Genomic DNA, 17,235 nt, shown 5'->3' on the forward strand with positions numbered 1-17,235 from the left:
TTAATGCAGTGTCTTATTCGACTTATTGGCCTGTACCGTCGCGTTGCCCATTTCGTTAAAACACAACATGGCAGACATACGCACGTACTCCATCACTTCGAACAGGGCCTGCTCAGAGTCTTCATTATCTGGCATTTCCTCGTCCATGCGGGCAATTTCGGCGAAATCTTCCAGCGCCTCTTTGGCATCATCAGAGCAACGGCTCAGATCTGCCTGGTGCAGGCCAAATCCCAGCATAAAGCCCTGTACCCAGTTCACCAGCCCCTGCCCTCTGTCATTAATCGGCGCGGCATCGTCGGGCAAGCATAAATTCAGCAAGAAGTCTGCCGCCTGCAACTGCTGGCAGGTGGTATCATAAAGCGCCTGAATAGCGATTTTTACCTCGCCGGGTAACGGCTCACCCTGATTGGTAAAATCCGCCAGCGCTGCCATCCACTCCTTGCTGTCAGTGGCCATGCCACCAGCCAGCATCCCGGTCAGTATGCCCTGAATTTCGGCTGCATCACTGGCCACACCATTTTGTTCCAGCAATGCTGTCAGTTCGTCAAAAACTTGATTAAGGTTATTCAAACCCGGTCCACCTATTGTGAATTGTTAGCCTTATCTTACTCCCATTCAGCCAGGCAAAACAGTGCAACGCCAGGCCATGCGCCAGCCACACTGCACAGACAGTGATCGATTCGTTGGTTAAACCGCCAGTCGAACAGTTTGGGCTGGTTTTCCTGTGCGGACCGGGCCTATAATGAGGCATTGAGATGCACTTGCTGGCATAACCACAATAATCCAGGCGCGATTCATGCGCCCAGCCGCACTCTTCTGTTAAGGGATATTCACAACAGGATGTTGAAGAATTCGGTAAATCCGCTCTGCGGGTTTGCCAACCGGTTTGTCTCCTGAGGTGTTCGCCAGTTCAGTAACGTCCCTGGCCGATGCTATCATCATAGGGAGTTGATTCGGCTGCTTTTGTGCAGGCTCGGCTGGTACCGAGAAGCCTACGGTAGTGATGATACTCCCGCCCTGAACTTTTCGGTTCTAGGGCTAATTCTGGGCAGCGGCATTTTGGGAGACGCCCTCTTTCTTTGCAGTGGACGCCCTGTTCCACAATTCCAGCATGGCCTCTTTGGCCAGCAGCAAACAAAGCGCCAATAAACCAAGACAACACCAATCGTTAGCTTTCATAAACAAGAGCCTGGCAAGCCGAATAATCAGCTTAACCGAAGCCAGGACAAGCTGCGGCAAAATATAATTCTATTTTTTAGAATTAAATGCTCGTTTTTAAGTAATTTAAATTCTTTTTTTACGGACTAATATAATTCTCGTCAACACCACTTAACGAGACTTAAATATGAAAACTGAAATCCTGACTTTTAATCACGACGCGACCTTTAGTGCTGTTATTAACCTCACCGCCCGGGTCCTGCTTATCGCGCTGTTTTTCCTGGCTGGCACCAGTAAAATCAGTGCATATGAAGCCACAGCGGGTTGGATGAACGCCATGGGCGTACCCGGAAGTTTGTTGCCATTGGTGATTGTCGCCGAAGTCGGTGGCGCGCTGGCCCTGCTGATTGGCTTTCAAACCCGCCTGGTGGCATTGGCCCTGGCACTGTTCACCCTGGCATCGGCCTTTATCTTCCATCTGGATCTGGCTGATCAAACCCAGTTTCTGATGTTCTACAAAAACCTGTCCATCAGCGGTGGCTTTCTGGCCCTGATGTTATTGGGTGGCGGTAAGCTGAGCCTGGATGCCAGACTGAATCGCTAAGGGCATCTGGCGGGTCTGGGTTGGCAAATAAACCCAGATCCCGCAGGTTAAACGCCCCGGTTGCATATCCGTTGTTAAAGCGTCTAGGATTAGTGCAACCGACCTGATTTGAGACATGGATGCAAATAGCCCGGCTACCCGATACCGAACAGCAGCGCCTCGAGGCGCTGGCTGCTTATGAGATACTGGATACTGATGCTGAGCAGGCCTTTGACGACCTGGCGAAACTGGCCGCCCAATTGTGCCAGACCCCCATCGCTCTGATAAGCCTGGTGGACCCGTCCCGGCAGTGGTTTAAGGCCAAAGTCGGTGTCGAGGCCTGTGAAACCAGCCGGGACATCGCTTTTTGTGCCCATGCAATATTGCAAACAGAGCTGTTTGAAATAACGGATGCCCGGCAAGATCCACGCTTTGCCAATAACCCGCTGGTCACCGGCCCTCCGCATATCCGCTTTTATGCCGGTACCCAACTTGTTACCCCGCAGGGCCATGCCATCGGCACCCTTTGCACCATCAGCGATCAGCCCAAGTCCCTGACTCAAGAACAAAGGCAAGGCCTGGAAAGTCTGGGCCGGGCGGTTATTTCGCAAATGGAACTGCGCCGCAAACTTAAAGATATTCGTCGTATCAATCAGTACAAGACCGACTTTCTGTCGAATATGAGCCACGAATTACGCACCCCGCTGAATGCCATTCTGGCCTTTAGCCAGCTAATGCAGGAGCAGCTTGCCGCCGGTCAGATGGGTGAACAGTTTGGTGAACATTTGCAACACATTCAGTTCAGTGGTCAGCGCCTGCTGGCACAAATTAACAATGTGCTGGATCTAAGCAAGGTGGAAGCCGGTAAGATGCCACTGCACCGGCAGGATTTTAACGCCAGATTGTTTTTCCAACAGGTACACGGCATGTTAAGCGGTCAGGCACATCAGAAAGGGTTGCAGTTTGACTTAAACCTGGACGAACAGCTCCCCCAGTGGCTGCATATGGACATGGAAAAGCTTGGGCAAATCCTGACCAATCTGCTGTCCAATGCGATTAAATTCACTCCCAGCGGCAAATCCATCACCACCCAAGTGCATGTTAACAAAGCGCACCTGTTGGTGGCGGTAAAAGATCAGGGCATAGGGATTGCTGAGGCAGATCAGGCACGGCTGTTTGAACGCTTTGAGCAAGCCGACAGCCCGGCCCGCAAACAAGGCTCCGGGCTGGGTTTGTCCATTACCAAAGCCCTGGTGGAATTGATGGAAGGCCGTTTGCAGTTGCTGAGCGAACCAGGCAAAGGCACATTAATTAAAGTGCAGTTTCCGCTGCGACTGGCGATACGCAAGAACAGTGATTCGGTGCTGGAGCTGCCACAAGCATACAGGAATCAGCAGATTCTGGTGGTTGAAGACGACCCGATAAATCAGGAAGTGGCCAAAGCCATGCTCAGCAGTCTGGGGCTGCTCTGTTTACTGGCCGACAGCGCCGAACAGGCCTTTGAATTAATGGCACAGTTCGAACCTGACGCAGTGTTTATGGATATGAATTTACCGGGCATGAACGGTTTGCAAGCCGCCAGTCTGGTGCGTAAGAAGCACCCCAAGCTGCCCGTAGTGATGTTATCTGCGGATCTGCATTTACGTGATATTGCCGGGCAGCAGCAGGCCGCCGAACTTGACTTTTTAAGCAAACCCATGGAAAAACAGGCCATTATTTCTCTACTGGTAGACAGGCTTGAAGCAAAGGAATACGCATAATCCACAGGCCCTGCGCCAGGCATTGCGTCGCAAGCGCCAGGCATTAAGCCCGCAACAACAACAGCAGGCCTCCGCCGCTCTGCTTGAACAATGCCTGCAATTGGCATCCTTTCAACAGGCCAGCCATGTGGCCCTGTATCTGGCTAATGACGGCGAACTGGACCCTGCACAAGTCATTCAGCATTGCTGGAAAGCAGGCAAAGCTGTGTATTTACCGGTCTTGCATCCTTTTTGTGTCGGCAACCTGCTGTTTATGCGCTATCAGCCCGATAGCCTGATGATTGCCAATCGCTATGGTATTGCCGAGCCTCGCCTGGAATGTCCGGGCCTTTGCCCGGTTGGTCAACTGGATATGCTGTTTACCCCACTGGTGGGCTTTGACCGGCAGGGCAATCGTATGGGCATGGGTGGCGGCTATTATGATCGCACCCTGGCCCCGCTTAAGCGCCAGCCAGCCAATGTAGAGGTGGTGGGCCTGGCACATAACTGCCAGCAATGCGATACCTTACCCGTGCAACCCTGGGATATCCCTATGCATAAAATTATAACGCCCGACAAAATCTTTCATTTCCAAAGCCAATAACATTCAGGGATGATATAGCCATAGCTGAAAGAGCCGGACCGAACCATGAACCAGAATGAACTTAAAAAAGCCGCGGCCATGGCCGCACTGGATTTTATCCAAGACGATGCCATTGTAGGTGTCGGCACGGGCTCAACCGTGGCCTACTTTATTGAAGGGCTGGGTAATATAAAGCACAAAGTACAAGGTGCGGTATCCAGTTCGGAAGATTCCACCAACAAACTGAAAGCCCTGGGTATCGAAGTATTTGAGCTTAACAATGTTGATAGCCTGGATATCTATGTGGATGGCGCCGATGAAATCACCGCGCATAAACATATGATCAAAGGCGGCGGCGCTGCCCTGACCCGGGAAAAAATCGTGGCGGCGGTGGCAAAAACCTTTGTCTGCGTGGTTGATCAAAGTAAACAAGTGGATGTACTGGGGCAATTCCCGCTGCCGGTGGAAGTGATCCCCATGGCCCGTTCCTATGTGGCCCGTGAACTGGTCAAACTGGGCGGTGATCCGGTATGGCGCCAGGGTGTGGTAACCGACAATGGCAATGTGATTCTGGATGTACATAACCTGACCATCCTCAATCCGGTGGAACTGGAAAGCCAGATCAACCAGATTGCCGGGGTAGTAACCAATGGCCTATTTGCCCGGCGCGGGGCCGATATTGTGCTGGTTGCAGGTGCAGGTGGCGTCAAGCAACTCTGAGCCGGATTATGCCGGCGCCCTGGGCGCTGGCCGAAAACGCAGCAAAATTCCCTTTTCCAAAGCATTCAGTTCTGTTATTTTAGCCGTCCAGACGCCTATTAAGCAGAATGAACAGGCCGGTATCAAGCCTGCGCCATTCAATCCCAAAGCACGCAAACCAAGTTGGAAAGTTCGATGAGCAAAGTGTCACTGCCAAAAGACAAGATCCGTATTCTGTTATTGGAAGGGTTGCACCAAAGCGCCCTGGAAACCCTCAAAGCCAACGGCTACACCAATATCGAATACCTGAAGACCTCCCTTCCCGAAGCCGAGCTTATTGAAAAAATCCAGGATGTGCATTTTATCGGTATCCGCTCCCGCACTCAGCTAACCGAGTCGGTGATTGATGCCGCGCAGAAATTGGTGGCCATTGGCTGCTTCTGTATCGGCACTAATCAGGTGGATTTAGATGCCGCCCAGCGCCGCGGCATTCCGGTGTTTAATGCGCCCTTCTCTAATACCCGTTCGGTAGCGGAGCTGGTGCTAGGTGAAATTCTGCTGCTGCTACGCGGTATTCCGCAGAAAAATGCCCAGTGTCATCGCGGCGGTTGGGACAAAAGTGCAGTGGGTTCGTTTGAAGCGCGCGGCAAAACCCTGGGCATTATCGGCTACGGCCATATCGGCACCCAGCTCAGCATTATGGCCGAGCATGTAGGTATGCGCGTGCAGTTTTACGATATCGAAGACAAACTGGTACTGGGCAATGCCCGCCAGATCAAAAGCCTGAATCAATTGCTGAAAACCTCAGATGTGATCAGCCTGCATGTGCCGGAAACCCCGCAAACCAAAAATATGATAGGCCCGGCCGAGTTGGATGCCATGAAGCAGGGGGCGATTTTAATTAACGCTTCACGCGGTACGGTGGTGGATATCGACGCCCTGGCCGACAGCATAAAAGAGAAAAAGCTCTCCGGTGCTGCCATTGATGTGTTCCCGGTTGAGCCCAAGTCCAATGACGAAGAATTTATGTCGCCACTGCGTGGCCTGGACAATGTATTGCTGACCCCGCATGTAGGTGGCTCTACCCAGGAAGCACAGGAAAATATCGGCATTGAAGTGGCCGGTAAACTGGCTAAATATAGCGACAACGGCTCTACCCTGTCGGCGGTCAACTTCCCGGAAGTATCATTGCCGGAGCATCGCGGCCGCTCACGCCTGTTGCACGTACACCGCAATATTCCCGGGGTGCTGACCAAGATCAACCAGGCCTTTGCCGAAATGGATATCAATATCGCCGCCCAGTATCTGCAAACCAATCCTGAAATTGGTTATGTGGTGATTGATGTGGACTCTGATGACGCTGATCAGGCGTTTCAGCGTTTAATGACAATTGAAGGCACGATTAAGACCCGCATTTTGCATTGATTTTTGCTCCCTGCCGGGAGCCGGATTGTTTGCAATGCCGTTCATTGGGTGAACGGCATTTTTTTGTCTTGGGTATGCGTTAGTTTAGAAAAACACCTGAATTAGCTCTGATTGTATGGCCGATAGCTTCAGAAGCCACTATTCACCGCAGAGAGCGCTGAGTTTTCAATAGCTTATACGTTGGGCTTCTATGCCTCAACGGTGAAGATTTATCTGCGCAGAAGTATAAAAACCACAGAGGCACAGAGATCACGAAGTGGACTGGCTTATATTTGGGTTTTTTGCTTTTCTCTGTGACCTCTGCGTCTTCAATAGCTTGTTTGGTGTTTTGTTTTCTCTGTGACCTCTGCGTCTCTGCGGTAACAACGCATCTTTGCGGAGGATAGAGCAGCTCGGGCCTCGTCAGGCTGTAACAAGCTTCCTCACATTAAGCTCTTTGCGATGCTGTTCGGCATGCCAAAGTTGATATTGAGACTGCTGAATTAACCAGCTTTCTGCCGAGGTATCGAAAGCGATAGAAAGCCGTACCGCCATTTCTGGGCTGATGCCAGCCTTGCCATTCAATACAGCACTCAGCGTTTTGCGGCTAACACCCAATGCCTCTGCTGCTGCAGTAACAGAAAGGCCAAGAGGCTCAAGACAAAGCTCTCGCAATACTTCACCTGGGTGCGGCGGGTTGTGCATTAACATTGGTGGTACCTCAGTGATAATCTTCGTAGTTCACGATCTCGGCATCTCCGTCTTCGAACCTAAAGGTCACCCGCCAGTTACCACTGACAGTTACTGACCAGATTCCGGCACGATTACCAGAAAGTTCGTGCAAGCGAAGACCTGGTAAGTCCATATCTTTGGCGTTCAACGCTGCATTCAACCTACCGAGAATCAGTCGAAGTCTCCTCTCGTGAGCGGCCTGAATCCCTGCAGTGCTGCCGGACTTGAAGAATTTTGCCAAGCCCTTGTGTTTGAAACTTCGAATCATACCTTGAATGTACCCTGTAACGTATCAGGTGTCAAAGCGGCTCGGACCGCTTAGGGGAGAGCTTGCTGACTTATTCTGGTTATTTCTGCTGTACCAACAACAGACGTTTAATTTGGTCCTGACCCTGTTTATCGGTCTATTTAACAAGTAACTGGTCCACCAACGACAAACCAACTTTTGACTATCGCAAGTGCGAGAACTTTGGCACATATGGCACCTTGTGATAACGACTTTAAGCTGTGTGTTGATAAAGTTCCAGATGTTGAGCCGCATAACAGCAATGGCGCGGAACACGTCCGCCTTTACCCGGCACCATCTTGGGGCAGCCTAAAAAACTCTTGCTAGGCAAAGGGTTATAAGCATGCTAAAAAATGACTGTGTAAAAATCACGTTTTACCGAATCGCAGAGGGCGGCAGTGATCGACAACTCTGACCCTTTGATCAACCCTTTGATCAGTATAAAAATATGCTATTCAATAAGGTTTGACGCTAAACGTCAGGGAGATAGGTATGGCAGATATCATGACATGGCTACAACAGCGTTCTTTTGCTGAATGGGTCGCAGTGGCCTCACTGGCGGCTGCCATCCTGGGTCTGCTATTCAAAAACAAATTCAAAGGCAAGACATCCGTGACGGCCAGACACGGCAGTGTAGCGCTGGGGGACAACGCGCAGGGAAACAGCATTCAGGTCAATCAGTCAAGGAATACAAGCAATGAGTCTGAGCGATAAGGTCTCTGCCGACAAGGGCAGTGTTGCTTTCGGCAGAAATGCCCAACACAACAATGTCACTATTAATGACCTAGACACTATTATCAAAGCGGTCCATGGTGCAAATGCGGAATTTGAAGTCATCAAGGAGCGTCTGAACGTCACCACCAACGCCTTACGCACCTTCTTCGGTATTCTCCAGCAACAGTCCCTGCCCGAGCATGAATGGCCTCAGGCGCTGGAGCAGATTGCCGCCAAACACCAGGAAGCATTGAAGGTAATGAATACCCTTCAGTGCAGCACCCCGGAGCATCAGGACACACTGGAAAAAGCCAAAGAGGCATTAACTGAAGGCCGGTACCACGAACAGCGGGAATTATTGCTGATAGTGGCCAAAGCCGAAGAAGCGGCTGCCAACGATGCCGAAGCGCTTATGCAACAAGCACAACAGGCCCAGCTAACACGACTGCTCAACAGTGCTGCCAACCACCAGGAAATCGCCAAGAGCTATGAGATAGAGCTCAAATACCAACAGGCGCTGGGCGCCTACGAGCAGGCCATCAGGCTGCTTAGCCCAGTGCAACAGCAGACCCAGGAGATAGCGCAATATCTGGCGCGGTATCATAACGAAGCAGGACTTTTGTGCATTACACTCGGCGCCTATGACAACGCCATTGACTATTTTGAGCAGGCGCTGAACAGTGACCTTTACACCTTCGGTGAAGACCATCCCAATGTGGCGATTCGTCGCAATAACTTAGGCTCAGCCTGGCATGACAAAGGCGACTACGACAAAGCCATTGCTTATTATGAGCTGTCGCTGAACAGTGACCTTAACACCTTCGGCGAAAACCATCCCAAGGTGGCGATTCGTCGCAATAACTTAGGCTCAGCCTGGCATGACAAAGGCGACTATGACAAAGCCATTGGCTATTATGAGCTGTCGCTGAACAGTGACCTTAACACCTTCGGTGAAGACCATCCCAAGGTGGCGATTCGTCGCAATAACTTAGGCTCAGCCTGGCATGACAAAGGCGACTACGACAAAGCCATTGGCTATTATGAGCTGGCCCTGAACAGTGACCTTAACACCTTCGGCGAAAACCATCCCGATGTGGCTATTCGTCGCAATAACTTAGGCTCAGCCTGGCGGCACAAAGGCTACTACGACAAAGCCATTGGCTATTTTAAGCTGGCGCTGAACAGTGACCTTAACACCTTCGGCGAAAACCATCCCAATGTGGCGAGAGACCGCAATAACTTAGGCTCAGCCTGGCAGTACAAAAGCGACTACGACAAAGCCATTGCCTATTATGAGCTGGCGCTGAACAGTCACCTTAACACCTTCGGTGAAGACCACCCCAATGTGGCGATTAGTCGCAATAACTTAGGCTTAGCCTGGCAGCACAAAGGCAACTACGACAAAGCCATTGACTATTATGAGCTGGCGCTGAACAGTGACCTTAACACCTTCGGTGAAGACCATCCCAATGTGGCGAGAGAGCGCAATAACTTAGGCTTAGCCTGGCATGACAAAGGCGACTACGACAAAGCCATTGGCTATTTAGAGTTGGCACTAGTCAGTCTTCAAAAATCACTGGGTGAGCGTCATCCTAACACCCAGAATGTGGCGCGGCATTTATACGAAGCTAAAGCGCAACTACTAGCCAATACGACTTGACCTCTAGATCCAATAATCAAACAGATCGATGATGCCCTTAAGCGGCCCGAGCCGCTTTATCCCCCGCTTAAAATTCCCGGTCGGTTCAGGGCGCTGCTAAAAGGCGGGCAATTTACTGGGCGCAAATTGAGTGGAAGACATGCCTGGGATGGCATCGAGCATAATCAGAAGTTCATTGTTGCGTGCCTGATACCAAAACCCGTCCTGGTTTTTTTAATTAATTCTCTTTCCACCACGAAGATCACGAAGAACACGAAGAACACGAAGAACACGAAGAACACGAAGAACACGAAGTGTGGACAATCGGTTTTACCCTTCGTGCACTTCGTGATCTTCGTGGTGAAGAAAATTTTGGGAAAAATCTGGTCTGGAACCAGATGAAACAGCTCTCGCTGGTCCAAAGGCAAAGCCAAACGCACCAAAGTCCGCCCGGCTTACCCGCCAAGTGATATCTCTATCACGCAGCACTAGTTAAACAAACAACACTCACTTAAGCCGACGCGGCACCCCATCAGACTGATACATAGATATCTGATGATTATCCGGGTCGGCAATTTCAGCAGACCAGCCACCAGGTGCATGGCTCACCGGCGTGACGATAGTGACACCTTTTTCCGACAGCGCAGCGACCATATCGTCTATACCACCATCGGGCAGGTCAAACACAATAATAGGGCTGTTGCCTGGTCGCGACTCCTGTTTAAAAAACAGCAGTTCCACCTCATTGGCGGTTTTAGCTAATAGCCAATCACCGTCTTCCCCTTCCATTCTCTGAATGTCCAGCCCCAACGCGTCGCGGTAAAACGCTTCGGTCTTTTCAATATCGTTTACGTAATAACAAATGGCGCCAATCTTACTTTGACTAAACATTGTCTTTTTCCTCTTTTTGGGTTGATATCACCCTATGTTGCCGCGCAGGGCCATTTTGTGAGCCAAGCATAAAAAGATGTCCGTCCGGATCATGACTGGCTAGTGTGACATGTTGCCGACCAGGCAGTTTGAGTAATGCCTGGCGTATCCGGCCAAACGCCAGCCCGCTTTTTAAACCTTTAAGTTCCAATACATGGCTGCCGTCGAACAGACGCCAGCGCCTTTTAATCTGCACAATACGTTGGCGTAGTGCCGCATCGGACAATCGCAGAAGCCAGGCAATTTCAGCCTTGGTGTGCCCGGTCAAGGCCAACAGAGCGGTCGTTTTAAGGCTTGCAGGTAAGGTGTTAACAAAGCACGTGGTGGATACCTCGCTCTGTGTTTGGACATCCCCCAAATAGGCAAACGAGGCTTCCCGCTTTCGTCGTCTTATTGCCGTTCTGGCACAAAAGGCAGACTGATTGCGAATAGCGCCCATTAACCAACGGCGGTTATCCACACAAGACATGTCCGTTCGGCCTGTCTCGACCGCCGCAAGCAGCGCGGTCTGAAGCAGATCCTCGGCTTCATCGGCATGCCATGCCAGCTTATGGGCATAGCCCAGAAGTTCGCGGTAGTATTTATTTTTTGTTATCACCAATGATATGCCCCAATCTCAGGGTACTGCCAAGCATAGCCAGTATTGAGAAGCACTGTCCTTGTCTGTTGTAGTATTAGAAACCGGTTTATCCCAGTGACGCAAGCCAGTTCTCAGTTCGCAACCCCGGCACCCGCTCAAATTCACTGAGGTTATTGGTTACAACAACCAGGCCTTCGCTTCTGGCATGCGCGGCAACATGCAGGTCATTGACACCAATTGGCTGGCCTTGTTTCTCAAGGGTTGCGCGTATATCTCCATAATGCGCAGCAGCCTTTTGGCCGTAGTCCAGAATCTCCAGGCGGCTGACAAAGTCTTCAACATGATGGCGATTGTGTTCCGGCCGACTGCTTTTCTCTACACCATGTTGCAATTCTGCATAGCTAATGGCGCTGATGCACAGCAGGCATTGAAGGTATCTAGCACCGCCAGTGGGCGGCGCTTAATAACATAAATCGCAATATTGGTGTCGAGCATATAGCGCAGCACTAAAAGGATTCCCGTTCAGATTGCGTTTGCGAGGCCCGTTCTGGCATAAAATCGTCGCTAACCCATTCATTCGAAAGAAAAAATGAGTCCCAGGTATTATCTACAGGGGTCAGAATTCTATCCTGCCCGACAATACGAACATTGACCTTGCGTACCCCCTCGGGAAATCTTGCGTCAACGGGTAGACGCACAGCTTGGGTGCTGTTGTTTTTAAATACGGTTCCACTTCCCATCTCGCCCTCTGAGACACGTCAAACATAGATACAAAAACTATATACCTAAGATGTAGATAATCAACCTATCTATATAATGAATCTATTGCTTCGGCCTTGTGGGTACGAGGTACAAGGGGAAAGTTAAATTCTGCAACTCATAGCCAATACACTAGGCTTGCAAAGTATTCCATGCTTAAAATGGCGCAGTCATGGAATATGGATATCAACACAGTGACGAAAGTGATTTTGGCAATCTGGTGCCTCTGCCTGATGTTGGGTGGGGCAACGCATATCTTCGACAATCTCTATTTTGGCTTATTGCCTTATAAGTTTGTCCCTAGCTGGTTAAACGCTTATTGGTCTGCTTTAGGTGTGTTAGACCTTGTGGCGGTGTTGTTGCTTTTAAAATGGCGAAAGCCAGGTATTTTATTAACCCTTGGCATTATGCTCAGTGATGTGACTATCAACTCTATTGCATTTTACTCGTTGGGCGTCCTGCCCGAGAGTTGGCCATTACAGCTTCAGACTTTGTTTTTGGGTTTCTGTTTAGGCTCTGCCTGGTTGCTATGGAAACCGGCCAGCATGCCTGAAAGACAATAGTCCACGTCTCTCAGGCTTATTAGCTTTGCGGGGATACACTTTTCACCATAGAGACACAAAAGCTAAGATCATAAACTATTAAACTCTCAGCGCTCTCTGCGCCTCTGCGGTGAATAATGGCTTCGGCAAAGATGCGTTGTCACCGCCGAGACGCAGAGGTCACAGAGAAACAAAGAATGTATGCTAGTAAAAACTCTGTGCTCTCTGTGCCTCTGTGGTTTTTATACTTCTGCGCAAACATATGGCCACCACTAAGGCACGCAGAGACACAAAAGCTCAGATCATAAACTATTGAAAACTCAGCGCTCTCTGCGCCTCTGCGGTGAATAATGGCTTCGGCAAAGATGCGTTGTCACTGCCGAGACGCAGAGGTCACAGAGAAGACAAAAATATAAGCTACTAAAAACTCCGTGCTCTCTGTGCCTCTGTGGTTTTTAATCTTTCTGCGCAAATAAATAGTCACCACTGAGGCACAAAGAGACACAAAAGCCATGGTTTAAGCTATTGAAATCTCAGCGCTCTCTGCGTCTCAGCGGTGAATAACTGTATCGTTACTGCCCCTGCGCCACCAGCCAGTCGATGGCTTGTTGAATCACCTCGGGGTGCTGAAACATCACCATATGGTCGGCCTGTTCCAGGCTGATATACTGCCCACCGGAAAACGCTGCCAGTTCCTGACTCCAGGCAGTACCTTCCTGTTGCCACAAACGCAATGCTTCGGCGTTATCCGGATTATTCTGAATATCCTGTTCTTCAAAGTCCGAATCAATCACGCTGACAGGCACAGAAGCAGGCAGAGGCAAAGCGGCATAGGCATCCAAATCGGCGCTATAACCAGCAATCTCTCTGGCCCGGGTTTGCTGATGACCCACCAGCAAGCGCTGCTGGCTAAGTACGTCAAAGAAGTTCCAATCCATCAGCGCAGCACTTTGCTCAGGCAGTAAGGCGGCCACTTCTTCTCTTTCCACCACCAGTTTCTGCCAGGTGCGTTCGGTCCAGTTGCCTGCGGCAAGATGCGGTAACAGGGCATCCAGATTGGCCAGGTACCAGTCAGCGGGGTAGCCTTTGTATAGCGCCAGAGAATTGGGCAACGGAATATCCGGGTCAATCCATAACATGCCGCGCAGATTAATATCGGCATGATGATGCTGGTAAAACTGACTGGCACTGATACTGGCATTGGAAAAAGCCACCACAATCAGCTCTTTTTCATTCAATGCGTTTAGAATGCCGTTTAAATCCTCAGCAACACGGCCGAAGCTCACCTCTTCACTGGCGTCACTAAAGCCATTGCCCAGACGATCGATGCTATACACCCGGTAATGCCTCGCCAGATAAGGCTGCAGCAGTGCAAACCAGGCTGAATCTGCAGAGTAGTTATAGTTAAACCCTGGTAACAGCACGATAGCCGGGCCGTCATTCGACAATCCTAAAGCCCGCACATGAAACTTTTGCCCCTCTACCTCAATAAGCTGCGAATGCTCGGGTAACTCAGGCTGCTCCAGCGCACCGAAAAAGGCCAGGATCCTGGTGGTGGTATCAAACCCGGCAAACTGCCAGGTATGGGCGCCACCTTTAATACTAACTAACTGGGCTTTTTGCTTACCATTGCTGTAGTGAATCAGGTCGACATCTGGCCCCAGGTTTTTCAGCATAGGATTCGGCAGACTAAAGTTGAGTTCCGCTAATCTGGCGATGGCATCCGGGCTGGATAGCAGACCGAAGTTAGCATGCATACTGCCCTGATAAGGCAATACGCCGTCGGCTTTACCATGCACCATCATAATGGAAACCGGTTCCTGCATGGCACAACTCAGGGCCAGTTGCCTGGACATCGGCGCAGCAACACCCGCGACGGCTTTTACCTTATGGCCTAAGTTGCAAGCCACATTCTGGGCAAACAACGCGCCCTGGGAAAAGCCTGCAGCATAGACTTCGCCTTCCTGGATAGTATAACGCTGGCCGATATCTGCAATAATCTGCTCAATAAAGCCTAAGTCATCCGCGCCTTTGCGATGGGCAATATTGCAATCGCAACCTTCGTTCCACTCCACTTCTTTGGATTTGGGGTAGGCCACTATATAGTCTGAACTATGCCGTTCAAAGCGCGAGAGGCTGCGCATCCCGGCACTGTCGCCGCCAGAGCCATGAAAGGCCAATAGCAGTTTATAAGCCTTGCTCTGGCTGAAGTTGTCCGGCAGCGCCAATAAGTATGTGCGGTCGCCCAGCTGAATGGTTTGGGCATCGGGACTCTCCGGTGCGACGGGTGAAGGTGAGGTTCCGCTTTTGTCAGACGAACTACAGGCTGACAGAGTAAATAAGGTGATTGTCAGGGCCAGCAGCCCCCCCAGTGATCGCAGTTTCATAGCATGCTCCTTGTTAAGTCAGCAAAAGCTATCGAAGCGCAGAACATGACGACATCACTGGCACTGATATTTATGTGATGAAAACCTGATGATGGCTAAAATACGGCCAATCACACGGATAGAAGGCCGCTACCTACTGTTTGCACTGGGCCGCCTTCGCCAATCACTTTTACCTTATCCATCAACAGGTTGGCCACCAGAAAGTGCCCTGCCAGGCAACAGTTACGAAGTTCTCAATTACTTCCGGCAACAGTGTCGCGCAACTGAACCTAACTATTGTCGAATCAACAACAGGCTGTTAGTTTGAATGGCACCTTGGCCACAACCACCTGCCCTTAACAGGCTTCAGCATTAGCATCTTTGTTAAGCCCGCCAAAACCTAAATCAGTGTGACTTTGGCAATATCATTGGCCGTGAACAGAGCTTATGAAAAATAAAAGATACAAATCATGGAGATAAGCGCTTGGAATTGACCGCCACTGAAATTCAGTTGGGACCTTTAACCCTTTATCGCCACAGCCGCGAGCTGTGCCGTGATAAGCGCAAGCTGATTTTGGAACCCAGGATATATGCACTGCTGGAACAATTACTCAGCAGCCCTGATCACCTGGTAAGCCGCGACCACCTGATTGCCACGGTCTGGCAGGGGCGGGTTGTCAGTGAAAGTGCGATTAACAGGGCCATATCCCAGTTACGTAAAGCCCTGGCCGAACTGGACCCTGAGAATGACTATATTGAAACCCTGCCGAAACTGGGTTACCGGCTAAAAGTGATGCCCAGGCTGACCAGGCCAACTCCGCAACTCACCAAGCACAAGTGGCAAATAATGTCTGGCGCTTTAGCGTTACTGGCTGCGCTGTTATGGTTCATCATCCCGGCTGATGCCCCACCCCGTCCGCCCAGCCCTTTGCTTATCGCGGATAAAAGCGTTCACCCACTCACCGGCGATGACGGGCTGGAATTTGATGTGAGCCTGTCCGGCGATGGTCAGTCTGTGCTTTTTCATAAGGCAGATAACAAGGGGCGGGTACAGCTTTGGTTACAGCACAATCAACAAAGCAGCCAACTGAGCCAAACCCCGGCCGAGCACCTCTCAGCCAAGCTCAGCCCGGATGGCAAGCAAGCGGTATTTGTAGAACTGCATGAACAAGATTGCCGGGTGATGCTGGCCGATCTGGCGCCTTTTAGCAGCCGTCCGTTATTTGACTGCACCCCGGACAATGGCATTCGCTTCGCCTGGATGCCTGACAATAAAGGCTTCTATTATCGCTACCGGCTGGACAAGACCCAGCCCTATGCCATGTATCTGTATCGTTTGGATACCGGCATGAGCCGTCAACTCACCCTGCCCGCCAATGCCGGTAATGGCTTGGGCGATATTGCCATGGCGGTGGGAAATGAAGGAGACAGCCTGTTAGTTGCCACTTACCAAAGTCCGCAGCAAAGCATTCTGACCTGGTACAACAGCCAGGATATGCAGGTGGTCAGCCGCCACGAACTGGCCATGGGAGTAAAAGATATGCAGTGGCACGCCGCCAGCGGCAGCGTTATTTTCAGTCACGGGGCGTATTTGTATCAATGGACTGGCGAACAGGTTGCGCCTTTATTTTATGCCGGGCAGACGGTGCAATCTTTTGCCCTGGCGGGGCAGCAGCTTATTTACAGCGACCTGTTGCAGCGCACCGGCATCTGGCAGAAGTCGCTGCCCGATGGCGCATTAGCCGCACAGATCAACAGCTCCAAACTGGATTTGCTGCCCAGGGTGAGTTATGACGGACAGCACCTGGCTTTTATCAGCACCCGTCAGGGCAAACATCAAATCTGGCTGCAATCCGGTCAGAATGCCGCCAGGCTGCTGGCGGATTTACCGGCGGGTTTTACCCGCTTAAGCTGGCAACTGGATGATTCAGCCCTGTTGTACAGCCATCAGGGCGCGGTTTATCAGGTTGAAATTCACAGCGGCCAGGTAACCCAACTGCTACCCGAACAGACCCAGGCGTATGTGGTTAACCCGGCAGCGGATAATGCCTTGCTGTACAGCAGCACAAAAAGCGGCGACTGGCAGCTTTGGCGATGGCATCCTGCAACCGGCCACCAGCAGTTAACCGAACAAGGGGGATATAGTGGCTGGCTGCTCAACGACCAGCTCTATTTCAGCAAGTTTCATCAACCGGGACTCTGGCAAAAACGTCTGGGGGCTGAGCAGGAAACACAGGTTATTGAGGATTTTTCCATCATTAACTGGCTTAACTGGCAAGTTCTGGACGGAAAAATCGCCTTCTATCGTCAGGACCAGGGGGTATTCTTATTTGACCCACAAACCCAGATATCAACATTATTGATGGCCCCGCAGGCCGACTTTATTCACCAATACAGTCTGACCACCGACAGGCTGTTTTTTGTGCGGGCCGACACAGCGCAAGGGGATTTGTATGGTGTACGGCTAAGCACACCATAATAGGTTTACCCTTTGGACAATACAGGTATAGTAGGAAGCACC

At 50.8% G+C, this 17,235-nt stretch carries 17 protein-coding genes and 1 other RNA gene; 10 read left to right on the forward strand and 8 right to left on the reverse strand.

Annotation, left to right across the window (positions count from 1 at the left end; genetic code table 11):
• Nucleotides 1-570 carry a UPF0149 family protein gene (locus CSR04_RS16690; RefSeq protein ID WP_102797453.1) on the reverse strand — a complete coding sequence of 190 codons (570 nt, stop codon included), beginning with the start codon at nt 568-570 and terminating at the stop codon, nt 1-3.
• A 317-nt stretch (nt 571-887) separates the two neighbouring features.
• Here CSR04_RS16690 and ssrS point away from each other — a divergent pair.
• The 6 genes from ssrS (at nt 888) to serA (ending at nt 6,187) form a co-directional block, all read left to right on the forward strand.
• Nucleotides 888-1,070, forward strand: a non-coding RNA gene (gene ssrS / locus CSR04_RS16695) — 6S RNA.
• A gap of 275 nt (nt 1,071-1,345) precedes the next feature.
• A complete protein-coding gene (locus CSR04_RS16700) occupies nt 1,346-1,762 on the forward strand; it encodes a DoxX family protein (RefSeq protein WP_102797454.1) in 417 nt (138 codons plus the stop codon).
• 119 nt (nt 1,763-1,881) lie between these two features.
• Nucleotides 1,882-3,501, forward strand: coding sequence for a hybrid sensor histidine kinase/response regulator (locus CSR04_RS16705; protein WP_102797455.1), 1,620 nt, complete (start codon nt 1,882-1,884; stop codon nt 3,499-3,501).
• On the forward strand, nt 3,479-4,084 hold the full coding sequence (locus CSR04_RS16710; protein ID WP_102797456.1) for a 5-formyltetrahydrofolate cyclo-ligase: 606 nt from the start codon (nt 3,479-3,481) through the stop codon (nt 4,082-4,084). The genes CSR04_RS16705 and CSR04_RS16710 overlap by 23 nt, the downstream gene beginning before the upstream one ends.
• 45 nt (nt 4,085-4,129) lie before the next feature.
• Entirely contained in the window at nt 4,130-4,783 is a 654-nt protein-coding gene (gene rpiA, locus CSR04_RS16715) for a ribose-5-phosphate isomerase RpiA (protein WP_102797457.1), read from the forward strand.
• Nucleotides 4,784-4,957: 174 nt separating this feature from the next.
• Complete coding sequence (gene serA, locus CSR04_RS16725) at nt 4,958-6,187, forward strand: phosphoglycerate dehydrogenase (RefSeq protein ID WP_102797459.1); 1,230 nt, start codon at nt 4,958-4,960, stop codon at nt 6,185-6,187.
• Between the two features lie 402 nt (nt 6,188-6,589).
• Here the strand turns inward: serA and CSR04_RS16730 are convergent, their stop codons facing one another.
• Together CSR04_RS16730 and CSR04_RS16735 are read right to left on the reverse strand one after the other, a co-directional pair.
• Nucleotides 6,590-6,877: a HigA family addiction module antitoxin gene (locus tag CSR04_RS16730; protein ID WP_102797460.1), complete on the reverse strand. Its 288-nt coding sequence runs from the start codon at nt 6,875-6,877 to the stop codon at nt 6,590-6,592.
• Between the two features lie 10 nt (nt 6,878-6,887).
• Nucleotides 6,888-7,166, reverse strand: coding sequence for a type II toxin-antitoxin system RelE/ParE family toxin (locus CSR04_RS16735; protein WP_102797461.1), 279 nt, complete (start codon nt 7,164-7,166; stop codon nt 6,888-6,890).
• A gap of 510 nt (nt 7,167-7,676) precedes the next feature.
• Between CSR04_RS16735 and CSR04_RS16740 the strand changes: the two genes are divergently transcribed.
• Nucleotides 7,677-7,898 (forward strand): hypothetical protein, encoded by a 222-nt coding sequence (locus CSR04_RS16740; RefSeq protein WP_102797462.1) that lies wholly within the window; start codon nt 7,677-7,679, stop codon nt 7,896-7,898.
• Nucleotides 7,882-9,558, forward strand: coding sequence for a tetratricopeptide repeat protein (locus CSR04_RS16745; RefSeq protein ID WP_102797463.1), 1,677 nt, complete (start codon nt 7,882-7,884; stop codon nt 9,556-9,558). The genes CSR04_RS16740 and CSR04_RS16745 overlap by 17 nt, the downstream gene beginning before the upstream one ends.
• Nucleotides 9,559-10,044: 486 nt before the next feature.
• Here CSR04_RS16745 and CSR04_RS16755 read toward each other — a convergent pair whose 3' ends face one another.
• From CSR04_RS16755 to vapB, 4 genes are all read right to left on the reverse strand, one after another.
• Entirely contained in the window at nt 10,045-10,428 is a 384-nt protein-coding gene (locus CSR04_RS16755; protein WP_102797465.1) for a VOC family protein, read from the reverse strand.
• The gene (locus CSR04_RS16760; protein ID WP_216362582.1) at nt 10,421-11,065 is read right to left on the reverse strand and encodes an RNA polymerase sigma factor; all 645 of its coding nucleotides are present in this window, start codon (nt 11,063-11,065) and stop codon (nt 10,421-10,423) included. Before CSR04_RS16760 ends, CSR04_RS16755 begins: the two co-directional genes overlap by 8 nt.
• Nucleotides 11,066-11,153: 88 nt before the next feature.
• Entirely contained in the window at nt 11,154-11,438 is a 285-nt protein-coding gene (locus CSR04_RS16765; RefSeq protein WP_281259798.1) for a type II toxin-antitoxin system VapC family toxin, read from the reverse strand.
• A gap of 115 nt (nt 11,439-11,553) precedes the next feature.
• Nucleotides 11,554-11,787: a type II toxin-antitoxin system VapB family antitoxin gene (gene vapB, locus CSR04_RS16770; protein ID WP_102797467.1), complete on the reverse strand. Its 234-nt coding sequence runs from the start codon at nt 11,785-11,787 to the stop codon at nt 11,554-11,556.
• 171 nt (nt 11,788-11,958) lie between these two features.
• Here vapB and CSR04_RS16775 point away from each other — a divergent pair, with 171 nt between their 5' ends.
• A complete protein-coding gene (locus CSR04_RS16775) occupies nt 11,959-12,369 on the forward strand; it encodes a hypothetical protein (RefSeq protein ID WP_245921693.1) in 411 nt (136 codons plus the stop codon).
• Nucleotides 12,370-12,920: 551 nt separating this feature from the next.
• Here CSR04_RS16775 and CSR04_RS16780 read toward each other — a convergent pair.
• Nucleotides 12,921-14,735, reverse strand: coding sequence for an alpha/beta hydrolase (locus tag CSR04_RS16780; protein WP_102797468.1), 1,815 nt, complete (start codon nt 14,733-14,735; stop codon nt 12,921-12,923).
• 463 nt (nt 14,736-15,198) lie between these two features.
• On the opposite strand from CSR04_RS16780, the gene CSR04_RS16785 reads away from it, so the two are divergent.
• Nucleotides 15,199-17,193, forward strand: coding sequence for a winged helix-turn-helix domain-containing protein (locus CSR04_RS16785; RefSeq protein ID WP_102797469.1), 1,995 nt, complete (start codon nt 15,199-15,201; stop codon nt 17,191-17,193).
• Nucleotides 17,194-17,235 lie beyond the last annotated feature (42 nt).

Origin of the sequence: Bowmanella denitrificans, assembly GCF_002887595.1 — a bacterium.
Lineage (GTDB): Bacteria > Pseudomonadota > Gammaproteobacteria > Enterobacterales > Alteromonadaceae > Bowmanella > Bowmanella denitrificans.